At 41.4% G+C, this 13938-nt stretch carries 14 protein-coding genes and 1 pseudogene; 4 read left to right on the top strand and 11 right to left on the bottom strand.

Annotation, left to right across the window (positions count from 1 at the left end; translation table 11 throughout):
• The 4 genes and pseudogenes from AAC006_RS09700 to AAC006_RS09685 all read left to right on the top strand — a co-directional run.
• Nucleotides 1-951: a cytochrome c oxidase assembly protein gene (locus AAC006_RS09700; protein WP_013784321.1), complete on the top strand. Its 951-nt coding sequence runs from the start codon at nucleotides 1-3 to the stop codon at nucleotides 949-951.
• A gap of 12 nt (nucleotides 952-963) precedes the next feature.
• Nucleotides 964-1377, top strand: a complete 414-nt coding sequence (locus AAC006_RS09695; protein ID WP_126873582.1) for a c-type cytochrome — start codon at nucleotides 964-966, stop codon at nucleotides 1375-1377.
• Nucleotides 1378-1386: 9 nt separating this feature from the next.
• Nucleotides 1387-2289, top strand: a complete 903-nt coding sequence (locus AAC006_RS09690) for a c-type cytochrome (RefSeq protein WP_013784323.1) — start codon at nucleotides 1387-1389, stop codon at nucleotides 2287-2289.
• 274 nt (nucleotides 2290-2563) lie between these two features.
• Nucleotides 2564-2905 (top strand): annotated as a pseudogene (locus AAC006_RS09685) (HD domain-containing protein); the annotation flags it as partial.
• A gap of 118 nt (nucleotides 2906-3023) precedes the next feature.
• On the opposite strand, the gene yfbR reads toward AAC006_RS09685, so the two are convergent.
• The 11 genes from yfbR to AAC006_RS09630 form a co-directional block, all read right to left on the bottom strand.
• Nucleotides 3024-3617, bottom strand: a complete 594-nt coding sequence (gene yfbR, locus AAC006_RS09680) for a 5'-deoxynucleotidase (protein ID WP_126873583.1) — start codon at nucleotides 3615-3617, stop codon at nucleotides 3024-3026.
• Nucleotides 3618-3867: 250 nt separating this feature from the next.
• Nucleotides 3868-4158, bottom strand: coding sequence for a recombinase family protein (locus AAC006_RS09675; protein ID WP_126873584.1), 291 nt, complete (start codon nucleotides 4156-4158; stop codon nucleotides 3868-3870).
• 131 nt (nucleotides 4159-4289) lie between these two features.
• Nucleotides 4290-4640 carry a hypothetical protein gene (locus AAC006_RS09670; RefSeq protein WP_126873587.1) on the bottom strand — a complete coding sequence of 117 codons (351 nt, stop codon included), beginning with the start codon at nucleotides 4638-4640 and terminating at the stop codon, nucleotides 4290-4292.
• Nucleotides 4641-5008: 368 nt separating this feature from the next.
• Nucleotides 5009-5341 (bottom strand): DUF6488 family protein, encoded by a 333-nt coding sequence (locus AAC006_RS09665; protein WP_126873588.1) that lies wholly within the window; start codon nucleotides 5339-5341, stop codon nucleotides 5009-5011.
• Between the two features lie 41 nt (nucleotides 5342-5382).
• Entirely contained in the window at nucleotides 5383-5907 is a 525-nt protein-coding gene (locus tag AAC006_RS09660) for a hypothetical protein (RefSeq protein ID WP_126873590.1), read from the bottom strand.
• Nucleotides 5908-5950: 43 nt separating this feature from the next.
• On the bottom strand, nucleotides 5951-6646 hold the full coding sequence (locus AAC006_RS09655; RefSeq protein ID WP_126873610.1) for a HupE/UreJ family protein: 696 nt from the start codon (nucleotides 6644-6646) through the stop codon (nucleotides 5951-5953).
• Entirely contained in the window at nucleotides 6636-9779 is a 3144-nt protein-coding gene (locus AAC006_RS09650; RefSeq protein ID WP_126873592.1) for a CusA/CzcA family heavy metal efflux RND transporter, read from the bottom strand. The genes AAC006_RS09655 and AAC006_RS09650 overlap by 11 nt, the downstream gene beginning before the upstream one ends.
• A gap of 10 nt (nucleotides 9780-9789) precedes the next feature.
• The gene (locus tag AAC006_RS09645; protein ID WP_126873594.1) at nucleotides 9790-11022 is read right to left on the bottom strand and encodes an HlyD family efflux transporter periplasmic adaptor subunit; all 1233 of its coding nucleotides are present in this window, start codon (nucleotides 11020-11022) and stop codon (nucleotides 9790-9792) included.
• 16 nt (nucleotides 11023-11038) lie between these two features.
• Complete coding sequence (locus AAC006_RS09640) at nucleotides 11039-12364, bottom strand: TolC family protein (RefSeq protein WP_126873595.1); 1326 nt, start codon at nucleotides 12362-12364, stop codon at nucleotides 11039-11041.
• Between the two features lie 13 nt (nucleotides 12365-12377).
• Nucleotides 12378-13367: a M56 family metallopeptidase gene (locus AAC006_RS09635; RefSeq protein WP_126873597.1), complete on the bottom strand. Its 990-nt coding sequence runs from the start codon at nucleotides 13365-13367 to the stop codon at nucleotides 12378-12380.
• A 2-nt stretch (nucleotides 13368-13369) separates the two neighbouring features.
• The gene (locus AAC006_RS09630) at nucleotides 13370-13753 is read right to left on the bottom strand and encodes a BlaI/MecI/CopY family transcriptional regulator (protein ID WP_028834938.1); all 384 of its coding nucleotides are present in this window, start codon (nucleotides 13751-13753) and stop codon (nucleotides 13370-13372) included.
• Between the last annotated feature and the right edge of the window lie 185 nt (nucleotides 13754-13938).

The following is a 13938-nucleotide window of genomic DNA, read 5'->3' as shown; positions in this document are numbered from 1 at the left end:
ATGCTAATTCGCACATTAAGTTTATTGGTAGCCCTATTGCCCTTTAGCAGTTTTGCGCATGTGGTTAATGTACCTCTATCATCACAATATAGCTTTCTATCCATAGATCCGGTTTCAGCACTATTGTTGCTGATTATCGCTATCTGCTATTTTCGAGGCAGTCGAAAAATCAGTAAGCGAGTAGAATCGAAGCAAAAGCAATATCGCCGACAAATGCGTTGGTTTTGGTCAGGTTGGTTAACCCTGGTGATCGCTTTAATTTCGCCGATTGATTCTATCGGGGAGAAACTATTTTCAGTACACATGGTGCAGCACGAGATGTTGATGATGATAGCCGCACCTTTGCTAGTGTTATCTCGACCAGAACAAACCATTTTGCTTGGTGGGCGAGGTTTTCTAACCCCTATCGTGCACAGCTTTACCGGTCGTTCACCGCGTATGCTACGGTTTTACCGTCAATTAGCTACCCCCCTCTGGGGCTGGCTAATACACTTTTTCGGCCTTTGGCTATGGCATTTACCTTTTCTGTTAAATGCCAGTTTAACCAGTTCTTGGGTGCATAGCTTACAGCATGCCACATTTTTACTCATCGCTTGGTTATTCTGGTATTCAATTTTCCGTCTCGATAAATCTAATTCGATGTCAGCAGTTATCTCGTTATTCACCACCGGTATTCATGCGAGTCTGTTAGGCGCCTTGCTGACATTCTCACCTAGCATCTGGTACAGCCCTTACGCGCACACTACACAGCAATGGGGGCTTAGTCCTATTGAAGACCAACAGTTAGGAGGACTCATTATGTGGATGCCTGCAGGAATTGTTTTCATCCTAGCGGCCCTAGTGACCTTGGCGCGGTTATTGCGTTCTACGAATGATAGTGATGGTCGCATTGGTAGCACCGCCGATATTGACGAGAAAGAAGCGGTCGAAACCCATCAAAGCAGTAAATAAGGGAGTAGTGAATTGCAAAAGTTAAACGTGTCCACTTGTGTTTTGACCACTTTTTCGAGTTTACGTCTCGCGTTTTCTAGCTCCTTAAGTGCTGCGATAGTTATTACATTCGGTATTTGGGCTTTCCCCATCAGTGCGCAGTCCATCGATGCGCAGCTAGAGCAAGGCAAAACTCTTATGATCACCAAAGGCTGTAGCAGCTGCCACCAATTAACTAAATTGCCTGCCGCCAAGGGATTAGTAGGGCCGCCGTTAGACAAAATGGCCTCGCAAAGTTATATAGCTGGTGTACTACCAAATTCCCGCGAGAATTTGACGAAATTTCTGCTCGATCCCAAAAAGTTTCACAGTGATACTGCCATGCCTACGCCCGATATTTCTGAACAAGAAGCTCGTCACATCACGGATTATTTGTTCAAAGAGTGATTTTTAACCATGACTAAAACGATTAATATTAAGCTCAACAAGCGATTTTATTCATTAGCAGGCGTTGTACTGGCGCTCATAGCTGCTGTGATATTTAGTTTGGTTTATTTTGGCGTGTACAACGTTTCCGCGCTGACCGGACACACGACACCGGTTTATAAGTTTCTAGAACATGCACGTATTCAAGCGGTAGATGCCCGGGTAGACGAGCAAGTTCCAGATTTAACCCTGTTTGACTGGCAAAGGTCTGGCTTGAAAAACTACCAGCGACATTGTATTGCATGCCATGGCGCACCCGGTGTTGCACCCGAGCCGTTTTCGCTTGGCATGATGCCACCACCAAGTGCTATTGTACGCGTGGCTGGCCAGCGTTCACCCGCTGAATTATATTGGGTGATAGAAAATGGCATAAAAATGTCGGGTATGCCAGCTTGGAAATATCGTTTAACCCAAGAGGAATTATGGGAATTGGTCGCCCTGGTTAAGGTGTTGCCCACATTGTCAAAAGCTGAATATGCCCAATTGGCAGACCATAACTTCGCTATTGAGGGTGTCGAGAGTGTACTTGCCAACCAGCAAGACGAAACGGCTATTATGCAGTCTAGCTTAGCAGAGCCTCGTGCTACACAAGCACTTTCTGGGCAAGTTGCAATGCAACAATACAACTGCTCTAGTTGCCATGTTATCGATGGTATTGCATCTGCAAGCTATCATGTTGGTCCCCCCTTAAATAATATGGTAAATAGACGATTTATTGCCGGTACCTTGCCAACCACGCGAGAAAATCTGATCCAGTGGATTATGGACCCACCACATTTTAAGCCTCAGAGCCTAATGCCCAACCTAAGGGTTAAGCGGAACCACGCTGAAGCCATGGTTGATTACTTGTATGAAATCGCTGATGAAAAATAGTCGCTTTATATACTACTCAAACTATGCGCTAGACATACATAGTATTAGTGAATAGTATCAAGGTATCTATTTGAATTTTTATGCTATTTAGTGCCTGACATTCAGGTTATTAACCTTTGTGCACGATAAAATTCTTTTACGTTATTCGGGCGGTTTTCCCTACCCAACACTTTCGTTAAGTGACACCGTGTCTGAAGAATCCAATACAGGTTGATACTTGTCTAACAATACCAATCTAGCTAGCATAAATGTTGAATGTTAAGGAATGCATGCAGTGACAGTACAAAGATGGGAACAGGAATTACACGCTCGCCGCTTGCCGCGAAGTGTTTCACGAGACGGCGACCATCGTAACCCTTACCAGCGGGATAAAGCGCGTGTACTGCACAGTGCCGCGTTTAGACGCTTACAAGCCAAAACCCAAGTATTGGGGGTTGGACTAAGTGACTTTTATCGCACTCGCCTTACCCATTCTTTAGAAGCCGCGCAAATAGGTACCGGTATTACTGCGCAGTTATGCGGTAAGTTTCCAGATATTGCCAGTAAATTGGCCCTTGATGCTACGCTTATTGAAACCCTATGCTTAGCCCATGATATTGGCCATCCGCCTTTCGGAAGAGAACACCAATTTTGTATCTTTTAATACAGGAAGGAAGCTTGAAGCCTTATAAAACATATCATTAAGCTAAAAGCTATACATACAATTTACCACATACAAATTTCAAAAGTCAAGTTTAACTAGATAGATCATCCAAACTAGCCAAGCAGTTTTGTTCAAATAGATCCATGAACACACCTACTTCTGGCATTTCTTCTTTATATGCGTCAACTTTATCAGATAAGCGTTTTTTAACAGATACGAATTCCGGGTTATGGAATTTAAGTTCATCGCACGCTTTGAAATAAGCAGTAAGAACATCTGCCGCTTTTACCAGTTTCTTATATTCTTTATCTACCTGTTTCTGAATAACCAGCTCTTTAAACAGAGGTTTTAATTTTTCGGGAAGGGTGTTTAGGCACTCAATCTCAGCCAAATCTTCAATTTTCTTGAATTCCTCGGTTAATGCTGGAGAGCTGTATTTTGTAACGTGGTTGATATCTTGAAGTTTAGTTTCAGAAACTTCATGGTATAAAGCGATTGTAGCCGCCTTCTCAGGACTTATTTGACCACCGCAGTACACATTTTTTATAGTTGCTAAGAGATGAGCGATAACAGCAACTTGATGGCTATGTTCTGCAACATTTTCTTCTTTCATTAAGTGCATAGGAGACCAGCGCTTAATGAGGTTCATACGAAGTATCCATGCTAAAAACGAACTATTTTTCACTACAAAACCTCTCAAATAAAATTAAAATTCTCACCATTTCAATATTTAAAAAAACATTATGCTCCCCCACTTGAAGGTTCAAGTGGAATCAATCTATAAAAATGTGTACTTAGCCTTCTTCTGAAATTTGATTAAGCGTTCGGTTGATTGTTGAACGACTAACTTTGTACTTTTTTGCTAAGTTAGAAATGGATTCTAGATATAGTTTTCATTATATCGTTAGCTTGTTTTTTTATATAATACTGGTAACCTACCTAGGCTTACCTTGAGCTTTTGCTTCTTCGCGGCCTTCAGCATTTCTGCTTCTGATAAGATCACGTTCTAGTTGAGCGAATATTCCACATAGGTTAATTATCGCTACTGAAAAAGGGTTATCACTGCTTACATTAAGTGAGACATCTATGGTTTTTAGATTTGCACCTTTACGATGGATATGCTCTATTGCTTCCAGAATAGACTTTAAAGAGCGACCTAATTGGTCAAGACGAGTTACAATAACCTCGTCACCATCTCTTATATAATCAATAAGCCCTTTCAGCATCTCATCCTAACTGAAGTACTAGAGTGTTTACCCTGAAAGATTCTCTCACAGCCAAATTCATTTAATTTAGTAAGTTGAATATCAAGCTCCTGTTCTTGAGTTGATACTCTGACAAAACCAACTTCCATATATTATCTAGCTTCAGCCAACTCTAAAGATGCGGCTATCTCGTACTCATCATCTGTTTGATTTCCATAGATATCTCCGCGATGAATATCATAGAACGTTGCAAAGTCAGGAATATCCGAAACTATATTCCTTCCCCATTTAGATTTATAAATAATGTTGTTAGTACTTAAATGCTTAATTAATTCGTGTGCCTCTGAACTTAATGACACTCGTTCAAGTACCTTATAAGTTTCTTGTCCATATTCGCAAATGTGAGTGGTATTACCTTCTTCCACTATTACTCTAAATGGATCTCTTAAAATTTCTTTTAACTCTTCGAATGATAGCTTTCTAATTTCTTTAATTTCACTCATATACATGTCCGATTATTATAACTTTCTGACACCATACCAAACAGGTATCCGAAAAAACAACAACTTTCTGACACTTACAATTATTTGAATTTTACTGATTCTTGACATGACAATTAGATAACTACGCATTCTATTGATGTAGTATTTATGAATGTATGGTTTAACTATGGTAGTCATATCTGCTCTTACAGGTTCGAAGAATTCGTTCTCATCTTATCTGACAAGCAACTATGAGCGAAAATCGGACGATCTCTCTAGCTCGTTTTTGGACAGAAATGAGTTAGAGCCGACCAGTGGCTCTGTGCCAAAAGCGGACTTGGTACAAAAACAAAGGCACCTCATGTATCAAAAGGTGCCTTCTTATTTTGTTAAAAGTTGTTTTTATTTTTAACCGCTATAACTTGACCATTTTTTGCAATTTGGAAGTAAAGCTTATCTTCGTTGCTAGCATTAGATGCACTAACTACGTAGAAATTGTCTTCAACGCTAGCAATCGAAAGTTGCGACTTATCAATATTTTTCCATGACTCATCTAACTTACCAACTTCAAAACCAGCGTCTTTAAATGTCATCTTTTGAATATGTGTTGCAGCGATGCTAACAGCTTTCTGACCGCTGATGACACCATGATCTCCATGTGCCTGTACATTACTAGTTAGCAAGGCACCACAAAGCGCAACGATTGATATTAGTTTGTTCATTTTAGTCTCCATTTTGTATGAAATTCGTAAAGTTAAATTCGTTATTGTTTAAGGCCAATAACTTCGTATTGCCCTTTGACCATTAGCTGTATTGAAACTGGCTTGTCTGATTTGTTTTTCCAGTACCAGCCATGAGAGCCTTCAAATGGCGTGGTATAACTACCTTTCATTTCATTAGTAGTAGCAATAACATAGCTTTCAAAATATCCCGTTGTGTCACCTTCTGGCTCACCATGTAAATCGAAGTACAATGGAACACCATCGGTTAACCATTCATAAGTCATTTTTTCATGCTGCTTCATATAAAATTTATATTCGATGCCGCGTCCCGCAGGGACTGTCACTTCTATTGTTTGAAACTCATCCGTGCCTTTAGTTGTCTCTAATGACGTTGTTTCCACTTCAGCCGCTTGTGCAAGTGCTGTTAAACCTAACTTGTTTCCAATACCTGTCGGATCGATGTTGTACTCTGCTGGTAAGATAAAGGTAACCAGTGCAATAGCCGCGACAACGACTGCTGAAATACTCGCTTTAACGAGTGTTTTGGTACTAACTGTATGTTGCATAAAATTCTCTTTTATTTCTGTATTTCTATAAGTTAAAAATCGATTAAATGGTAAAGTAACCAGCAAGTTGTAAGCCCATCAACATCACACCAGCACTCATTAGTGCGGTATTTGTGACTGTCGAAAAGCGTTGAAATGAAGGCAGTTTTCGCCATGCATTTATCATGATCAAAATAAGTGCGAGCGCAGCAAATTGACCAAGTTCAACACCTAAGTTAAAGGCAATCAGGTTGGTAATAAGACCTTCATCAGCTAGGCTAAACTCTTGTAATTTGGTAGCTAAACCAAAGCCATGAAACAGACCGAAAATCAGCACCGCCCATTGGGTATTAGGCTGCCAATTAAAGCAAAGCTTAAAGCCACCTAGATTATCGAAGCCCTTATAAATTACGGAAAAACCGATAATGGCATCAATTAAATAAGCATTGACCTGTATGTCACTTAACACACCAAATAACAGGGTTGTACTATGCCCAATAGTAAACATGGTGACGTACAACAGTACGTCACGGCTACGATATAAAAAGAAGATAACACCGACTAAAAACAGCAAGTGGTCATAGCCCGTTATCATATGCTTAGCGCCTATATATAAAAACGGGATAAACTGTACTCCATTATTTTGCTCTAAAAATGCTCTGGTTTTATCATCGACTCCGTGAGCAAAAGCTTCGATACTGACAAGCGCTAACAGCGCAATCGTCAGATAAGTCAGTACTTTAATCATGTTACTTGGCATCTTGAGACTCCAATACTTCAACATCAGTCAAAATAGACTCCTTTTCTTTATGTAAAATTCTGTATAAGGCAGGGATGACAAACAGAGTCAAAATCGTTGACGAAATAATGCCACCAATGACTACTGTTGCCAGAGGCCGCTGAACCTCCGAGCCTATGCCTGTATTTAACGCCATAGGAATAAAACCTAATGAAGCAACGAGTGCGGTTGTTAACACAGGTCGAAGACGCGTCAGCGCACCATCAAAGATTGCTTTATCAAGTGCCAAACCATCTTTGCGCAGTTCTCTGATAAACGACACCATAACCAGTCCATTTAGGATGGCGATGCCCGATAAGGCGATAAAGCCAACCGCTGCCGAAATTGAGAACGGAATATCACGTAGTAACAGCGCAGCAATACCACCAGTTAATGCAAGCGGAACCCCCGTAAAGATGATCATGGCATCTTTAAACGAGTTAAGGGCGAGGATTAATAAACCAACAATCATGATTAAAGTGACAGGTACAACAATACTCAGGCGCTCTGAAGCGGATTGCAGTTTTTGGTAAGTGCCGCCATATTCCACCCAATAACCAGCAGGTACTTCAACGTTTTCATTAATGGCTGCTTGTATGTCTGCAACAAAACTACCTAAGTCCCTACCACGAACATTGGCAGTTACTACCAATCTACGTTTACCATTTTCACGATTTATTTGGTTAGCACCCGATATCAGCTCAATATCAACCAATTCTTTAAGTGGTACTGTATGTCCATCAGCCAACGTTATCGGTAAATAAGGTATTGAATCGATATCATTACGTTTGGACTCTGTGAGCCTTACTACAATATCTGAGCGCACATCGCCTTGATAAAACTTACCTGCAACTGTACCGCCCATAGCCATTGCCACTTGAGACTGTACTTGGCTAATACTAATACCAAACTGCATCAGTTTTTCACGATTTGGCACAAGATTAAGCATGGGTAAACCAGTGGTTTGCTCAACTTGTATATCTACGGCACCTTCAACCTGAGAGATTGCACCCTCTATCTCACTGCCTAACGTAGTCAACGTATCAAAGTCATCACCAAACACTTTTATCGCAAGTTCAGCTCTCACCCCAGCTAACAATTCGTTAAAACGCATTTGTATTGGCTGTAAAAACTCATATCGGTTCCCCGGAATTGGCTCTACTAGCGCGGCTAACTCTTCTACAACTTGAGTTTTTGTCTTATCTGGATCAGGCCACAACTCGCGAGGTTTCAGGATAATGAAGTTATCTGCGACACTTGGCGGAACGGCATCAGTTGCAACGTCGGCAGTGCCTATTTTGGCAAAGACGCGTTCAACTTCTGGCATTTGTTTAATTTTATCTTCTAAAGATTCCTGAAGCGCGATTGCTTGAGACAATGACGTACCCGGAATTCGCAGCGCGTGCATGGCAATATCACCTTCATCCAAATTAGGCGCAAATTCACTACCTAACTTAGTTGCCTGATAACCTGAGAAACCCACTAATACTGTTGCGGCTATAACAACGAACCAACGGGCTTTTAAAACCCAGTTTAAAGCAGGCTTGTAAAGAACAGTAGCACCACGAATTATTGGGCTATGTTTTTCTTTCACAGGCTTTTTAAATAACAAGGCAACCATAGCGGGTACAAAGGTAACCGATAACACCATAGCGCTAAGTAACGCGATAACCACGGTGATCGCCATCGGGTGGAACATTTTGCCTTCAACACCCTCAAGAGCAAAAATGGGTAAGTAAACAGCGGTGATAATAAACACGCCAAATAGCGCTGGACGTATGACTTCCTTTGTGGCTTCGAACACGAGTTCCATGCGTTCTTTTAGCGGCAGAGGTTTGTTTCCTGCTTGACTTAGCCTGCGAAGACAATTTTCCACGATAATAATGGCACCATCGACTAACAAACCAAAATCTAACGCGCCTAAACTCATCAGGTTAGCACTCACGCGAGTTTGTACCATACCTGTTACTGTCATCAACATGGCAAATGGGATCACTAAGGCTGTTAAAAATGCAGCCCTGAAATTACCCAGTAGCACAAAGAGTACAACGATAACCAATATCGCCCCTTCGATCAGGTTAAGCTGAACCGTTTGTAGCGTTTTATCTACTAATTTAGTGCGATCATAAACAGCAGTTGCGACTATACCTTCTGGTAAAGTGGCGTTAATTTCCTTGAGCTTTTCTCCCACGGCATGAGCTACTGTGCGGCTATTTTCGCCAATAAGCATAAATACCGTACTCATCACCACTTCACGACCATTTTGTGTAGCAGCGCCAGTTCTAAGCCCTTTGCCGTTTTCAATATCGGCTACGTCTTTTATATAAATTGATGAACCATCAAGCGACTTAAGCGGAATATTACCAATGGCAGTCATATCAGTAACCTGACCGGGCAGCCTTAACAACCACTGTGCGCCATTTTGCTCAATAAAGCCTGCACCTTGGTTTTGGTTGTTTTGCGAAATTGCATCAACCACATCGGCTTGTGACAGCCCAAAAGCAAGTAACTTTTCAGGTTTGAAAGCGACTAATATTTCACGCTCAAATCCGCCTATCGGGTTCACTTCTACTACACCCGGCACCCGCATTAACTGTGGTCTTATTGTCCAGTCATGTACGGTTCGTAAATCCGTTGGTGTAATAGGCGTGCCATCAGCATGTGTAGCATCAGGCTCAGCATCAACAGTGAACATGAATATTTCACCAAGACCTGTCGCAATTGGCCCAAGTTGAGGCTCTAAGCCCAGCGGTAACTCAGCGCGTGCCGCTGATAAACGCTCATTAACAAGCTGACGGGCAAAATAGACATCAGTATCATCACTGAATATTGCAACCACTTGAGATAGGCCATAACGAGAAACTGAGCGGGTATAGGTTAACCCCGGTAAACCCGACAATGCGGTCTCTAACGGAAAAGTTACCCTTTGCTCAACTTCTAATGGCGTAAACCCAGCCGCTTCGGTATTGATCATTACCTGCACATTGGTGATATCAGGCACTGCATCAATCGGTAGTTTGGTAAAATTCCATATACCCAAACCTGACACAGCTAACACCATCACCATGACAAGGAATTTGCGCTTTATTGAAAAGCGTAAAATTGACTCCAACATTTATACACTCCTAGTGATCGTGTGATGCGCCAGACTTTTCAATGTCGGCTTTTAAGATGTAGCTATTGTTGGTCACGTATTCGGTTCCCGCTTTTAGGCCACCTAATACTTCAATCCATTCGCCTCCAGTGCGGCCCAACTCAAGCATACGAACTTCATACTGCTCACCCACTTTGGCGTAAACAACAGTAAAGTCTCTAAAACCTTGTAAGCCAACACGCTTTACAGCCAGTGGCACATCAATGGTTGCAACTTCAATGTCAGCTTTTACGAAGCCGCCTTCGGCAAGGTTACGACCTTCTAATTCGACCCAAACTATTCTTGCCTGATCATCTCTCACGCTAGGTTCAATAAATGACACCTCACCTACAAGGGGGTCCTCATGACCTTCAATGTTTAACGTAACTGGCGTTTCCAGTTTAACCTTGGAATAATCCGAAGGATAAACCGCTAATTTGGCAATATGGCGATTAAGATTGGTAATGGTGAGTAAGGTTTTACCATTAGTTTGCTCACCCGCGTTTGCGAATAACTGGGTAATAACACCGTTAATGGGCGCTTTAATAACGTAGGGCTTAAGACTTTCATTACTTTCTACTGTGAATAGCGTTTGCCCTTTTTTAACAATTTCACCGTAATTGACGTGTAATTTGGTGATTTCACCATCGAAACGCGCAGCAATGTTTCGCTTAGCGTCCACAGGTAAACTTAATTTTCCATAAGCGGGTATGGTTTGATGAATTGTCGCAGGGCCTGCGATTTCAGTGTTGATTTCCATTGCATCGGCAACTGCCTGTTCAATTGTGGTGCGACCCTCGAAGTTGTCATATCGCCAATTGTACTTTTTACCCTGATAAGTTGCTTCAATGGCAACAACAAAAGAGTGAGGCTCATAAATCACCATATCACCGCGAAGAAAGTCACCTTGAGCATTGAAGTTAATATCATCAGTGCCATCGCCTAGGCGAATTAATTTTACGTTTAAATCGACATTCTTTGGGTCTATAGGTTGTCCATCATTTGTCGCCCAAACACGAAACTCTGGTGGCACACCAGTTTCAAAAATAGAGAGTTCAATGGCAAAATCACCATCTCGTAACATGCGCCCACGGTGTGGACCTTTCTCTGGTTCAGCTTGCTCTGCCGCAGGTGTTGATGCTGCAATAGCATTAGGTGCGACGACACCTGTGAATGAGATAATAATCGCCAAGCTCAATGACGACAGAATATTTTTATTTTTCATAAATTTACTCATGGTTTTACTCGCTATCACTAACGGGCACGCCAGTTAGGCGTTGAATTTCAATATGTTGTAAATGCAAAGATTGATAAGCATCAAGTAACTGATTTTGGGCGCTGAGCAGCTCTCTACGTATATCACTCCACTGGTTGTAGCTAAGCTTACCGATATCAAATGCCTGACTTGCTTCAGTCAATGCGGTTTCTAGTACGGGAATAATTTCAGCTTGAATCGTTTCAATGACATGGTGGGAATGCGCCATTTCTTGTAATAGCACATATAGCTGTGCATCCAGTTTCTGCATTAAGGCTTGTTGCTGAGTTGCCAGTACATCTTGTTTTGCGCGTAAGGCCGCTATTGTTCCTGCATTGCTATTGTCATTCCCCCAAGGAATAGATATACCCGCTACTAAACCAAAGTCATTTGTCGCTTCATATCGTCTCAATCCCGCAGTGAGTTGCCACTGAGGTTTTGCTTCAATGCGTGCAAGCTCCATTTGAGACTGAGCGATACGTTGTTCATTAACAAACTGCTGTATTTGTGGGACTTGCTTAAGCTTGATTAGCTGGCTTTCTACCGAGGGAATTTCCGGCTTAAGCATTAAATTCCCAGTTAATTTAAGCTCAGCCTGAGGCTTGCCCCATAAGGATGACAGTTGATAATGACTAGCTTTTAATTCGTGCTCTAAATCTTCTACAGCGAGATTTCTTCGAACCAGCTCGGCTTGAGCCAAGCGCATTTCAACATTGGAACTTTTACCCGCTTTTACTCTTTTGGCAATAGCGTCAACCACTTCCTGTGCCTGAGACACCGCTAATTGATTGAGTTTCAAGCGCTCTTGCTTTATCAAGATTTCAACAAACTGTTTAGCAACAATCGCAGATAAATCGAGGGCTTTTATTTTTTGCTCTACTATTACTGCATTTGCTTGGCTTTTTGCCGCATTAACTCTGCCATCAATTTGATCTTGTTGAAGCAACCAAGAGTATGTGAGCGTTGATTGCATACTTTGTAATGCGCTATGCTCACCTGTCCCTAACGCATCTTCAATCATTAAACCTATTTGAGGACGCTCTCCAATGCCAGCTTGCTCGATATTACCTTGCCACACAGCTTCTTGAGCTATCAAGGCTTTTAGCTCAGGATGACTTTGTAGAGTCATGGTCACAGCCTTGCTTAAATTTATAACCTGATGTGATGACTGTAATTGCTGCTGGGACTGCGCATTAGCCAAAAAGGGAGTTGATGTTACTAAACCAGCCCCCGTTGTTAAAACTAGACCAACAGCCAAAAACCGATTGCCGATCGGTTTTTTTCCGTTGCTTTTATAAAAATTAAATCTCATTCCATATCCTTAATTAATGGATGAAAAAAGTTTCGATAAAGTGATGAAAACTATCGACAGTGGATGCCGCTAGTACTGGCATAGTTGCCAATAATGCTAGAGTAATGATGATAGTAGTAAGTGACGGTTTATTAATTGGATTTAATAAACCCTCAACACGAAGACTCGTGTAATCATGTCCGAAGTAGCTAACAGACGCCTGATCGCAGTCCGTAGGAAGTGCTTTTTGAAGTCTAGCGACATCAATTAATGTCTGTGCGATATCAAGGTGGTCGTATTCTTTTGTGACCTCATTGTCGGCCATCTTTTCCGTCATTAAGACATATTGCTCGATTAGGGTTTGTTTTATACGTGACGGATAGAAGCTGGCAAGTGCCGTGAAAAGCACTTTAAATAACGGGTCTCTTGCCGTTACATGGGCCAGTTCATGATTAACGATGATATTAAGTTGTTCATCGCTAACTTGGGTTTGTAGTCCGGTTGATACATATATCTTGGGAGATATAAAACCTGTAGTAAAGGCAACAGGCACTTTAACAGGCATCAATAAATATTGATTGCCATTAGTCGTCCTAGCACCTTGTGCATCAGTAAAGCTTAGTAAACTCGATAATGCGATGGACTGTTTGGTTCTAACAAAGGTAGTCTTAGTTACGCGCCAAGCTAAATAGATTAGTGCTAAAAGTAAGGTTAACGCGTGCCAACTTGAAAAGCTAAAAATATCGATATGGTGCCAATGGGCAAAATCTTCGAACCAGCTTATGTTAAAAACTTTATCAAACCCTAACGAGTAAGGCATAAAGTAACCAATACAAGAAAAGGCTATCCACCAAGGTGCACTCACTAGTGACCACAATATAAACTTTTGACTATTAAAACTGACTTGTTTGAGTCTGAACAACACAAAACGAGATACGACAGCAACAGTTGCAATACCGATCACAAATGCAAGCACTGAAACACTGAGCAAATTTAGAACGATTGCCATATCTCCAACTAACATAATTAAGCCCGTTCCTTTCTTAGCTGGCGTTGTTTCTCGATCATTTTTTCTAATGTATCGAGTTGTTCGTCATTAAGCTGTGCCGAAGCAGAACTGAACGCAGCAATTAAGCTATTTTCACCATCATCAACAAAGTCACTGGTTACATTTGAAATAAGTTGAGCAATTAAGCCTTCACGATCTACTCTGGCTGAATAACAATACGCATGGCCTTGTTTAGTGCGTTTAAGTAATTCTTTTTTAAATAACCTATCAAGCGTACTTTGGATAGTATTTAACGAATTACCACGAGCTAACCCCAGTACTTTATGTACTTGCTTTGCATCCGCCTCTTTGACATTCCAGAAATGTTGAAGCACTAATTTTTCTAGTTCACCTAATTGCATAACACTTAACTCTATTTAATTCGCTGGCTATATTGCCACAACAAAAACCGATAGGCAATCGGTTTTTAGATTTAAGGGTATTATATGGGTTGGCTAATAACTAAGTATTTGATCACCGCTACGGTCATTGTGTAACCGTTCAGCAGGGCCCTATTGACAGCTAAATATATTTATTTTCAGTGATC

This window comes from uncultured Alteromonas sp., assembly GCF_963976965.1.
GTDB lineage: Bacteria > Pseudomonadota > Gammaproteobacteria > Enterobacterales > Alteromonadaceae > Alteromonas > Alteromonas naphthalenivorans.
Note: the sequence above shows the minus strand (reverse complement) of the source record. Positions and strands in the feature narration are given on the sequence as shown.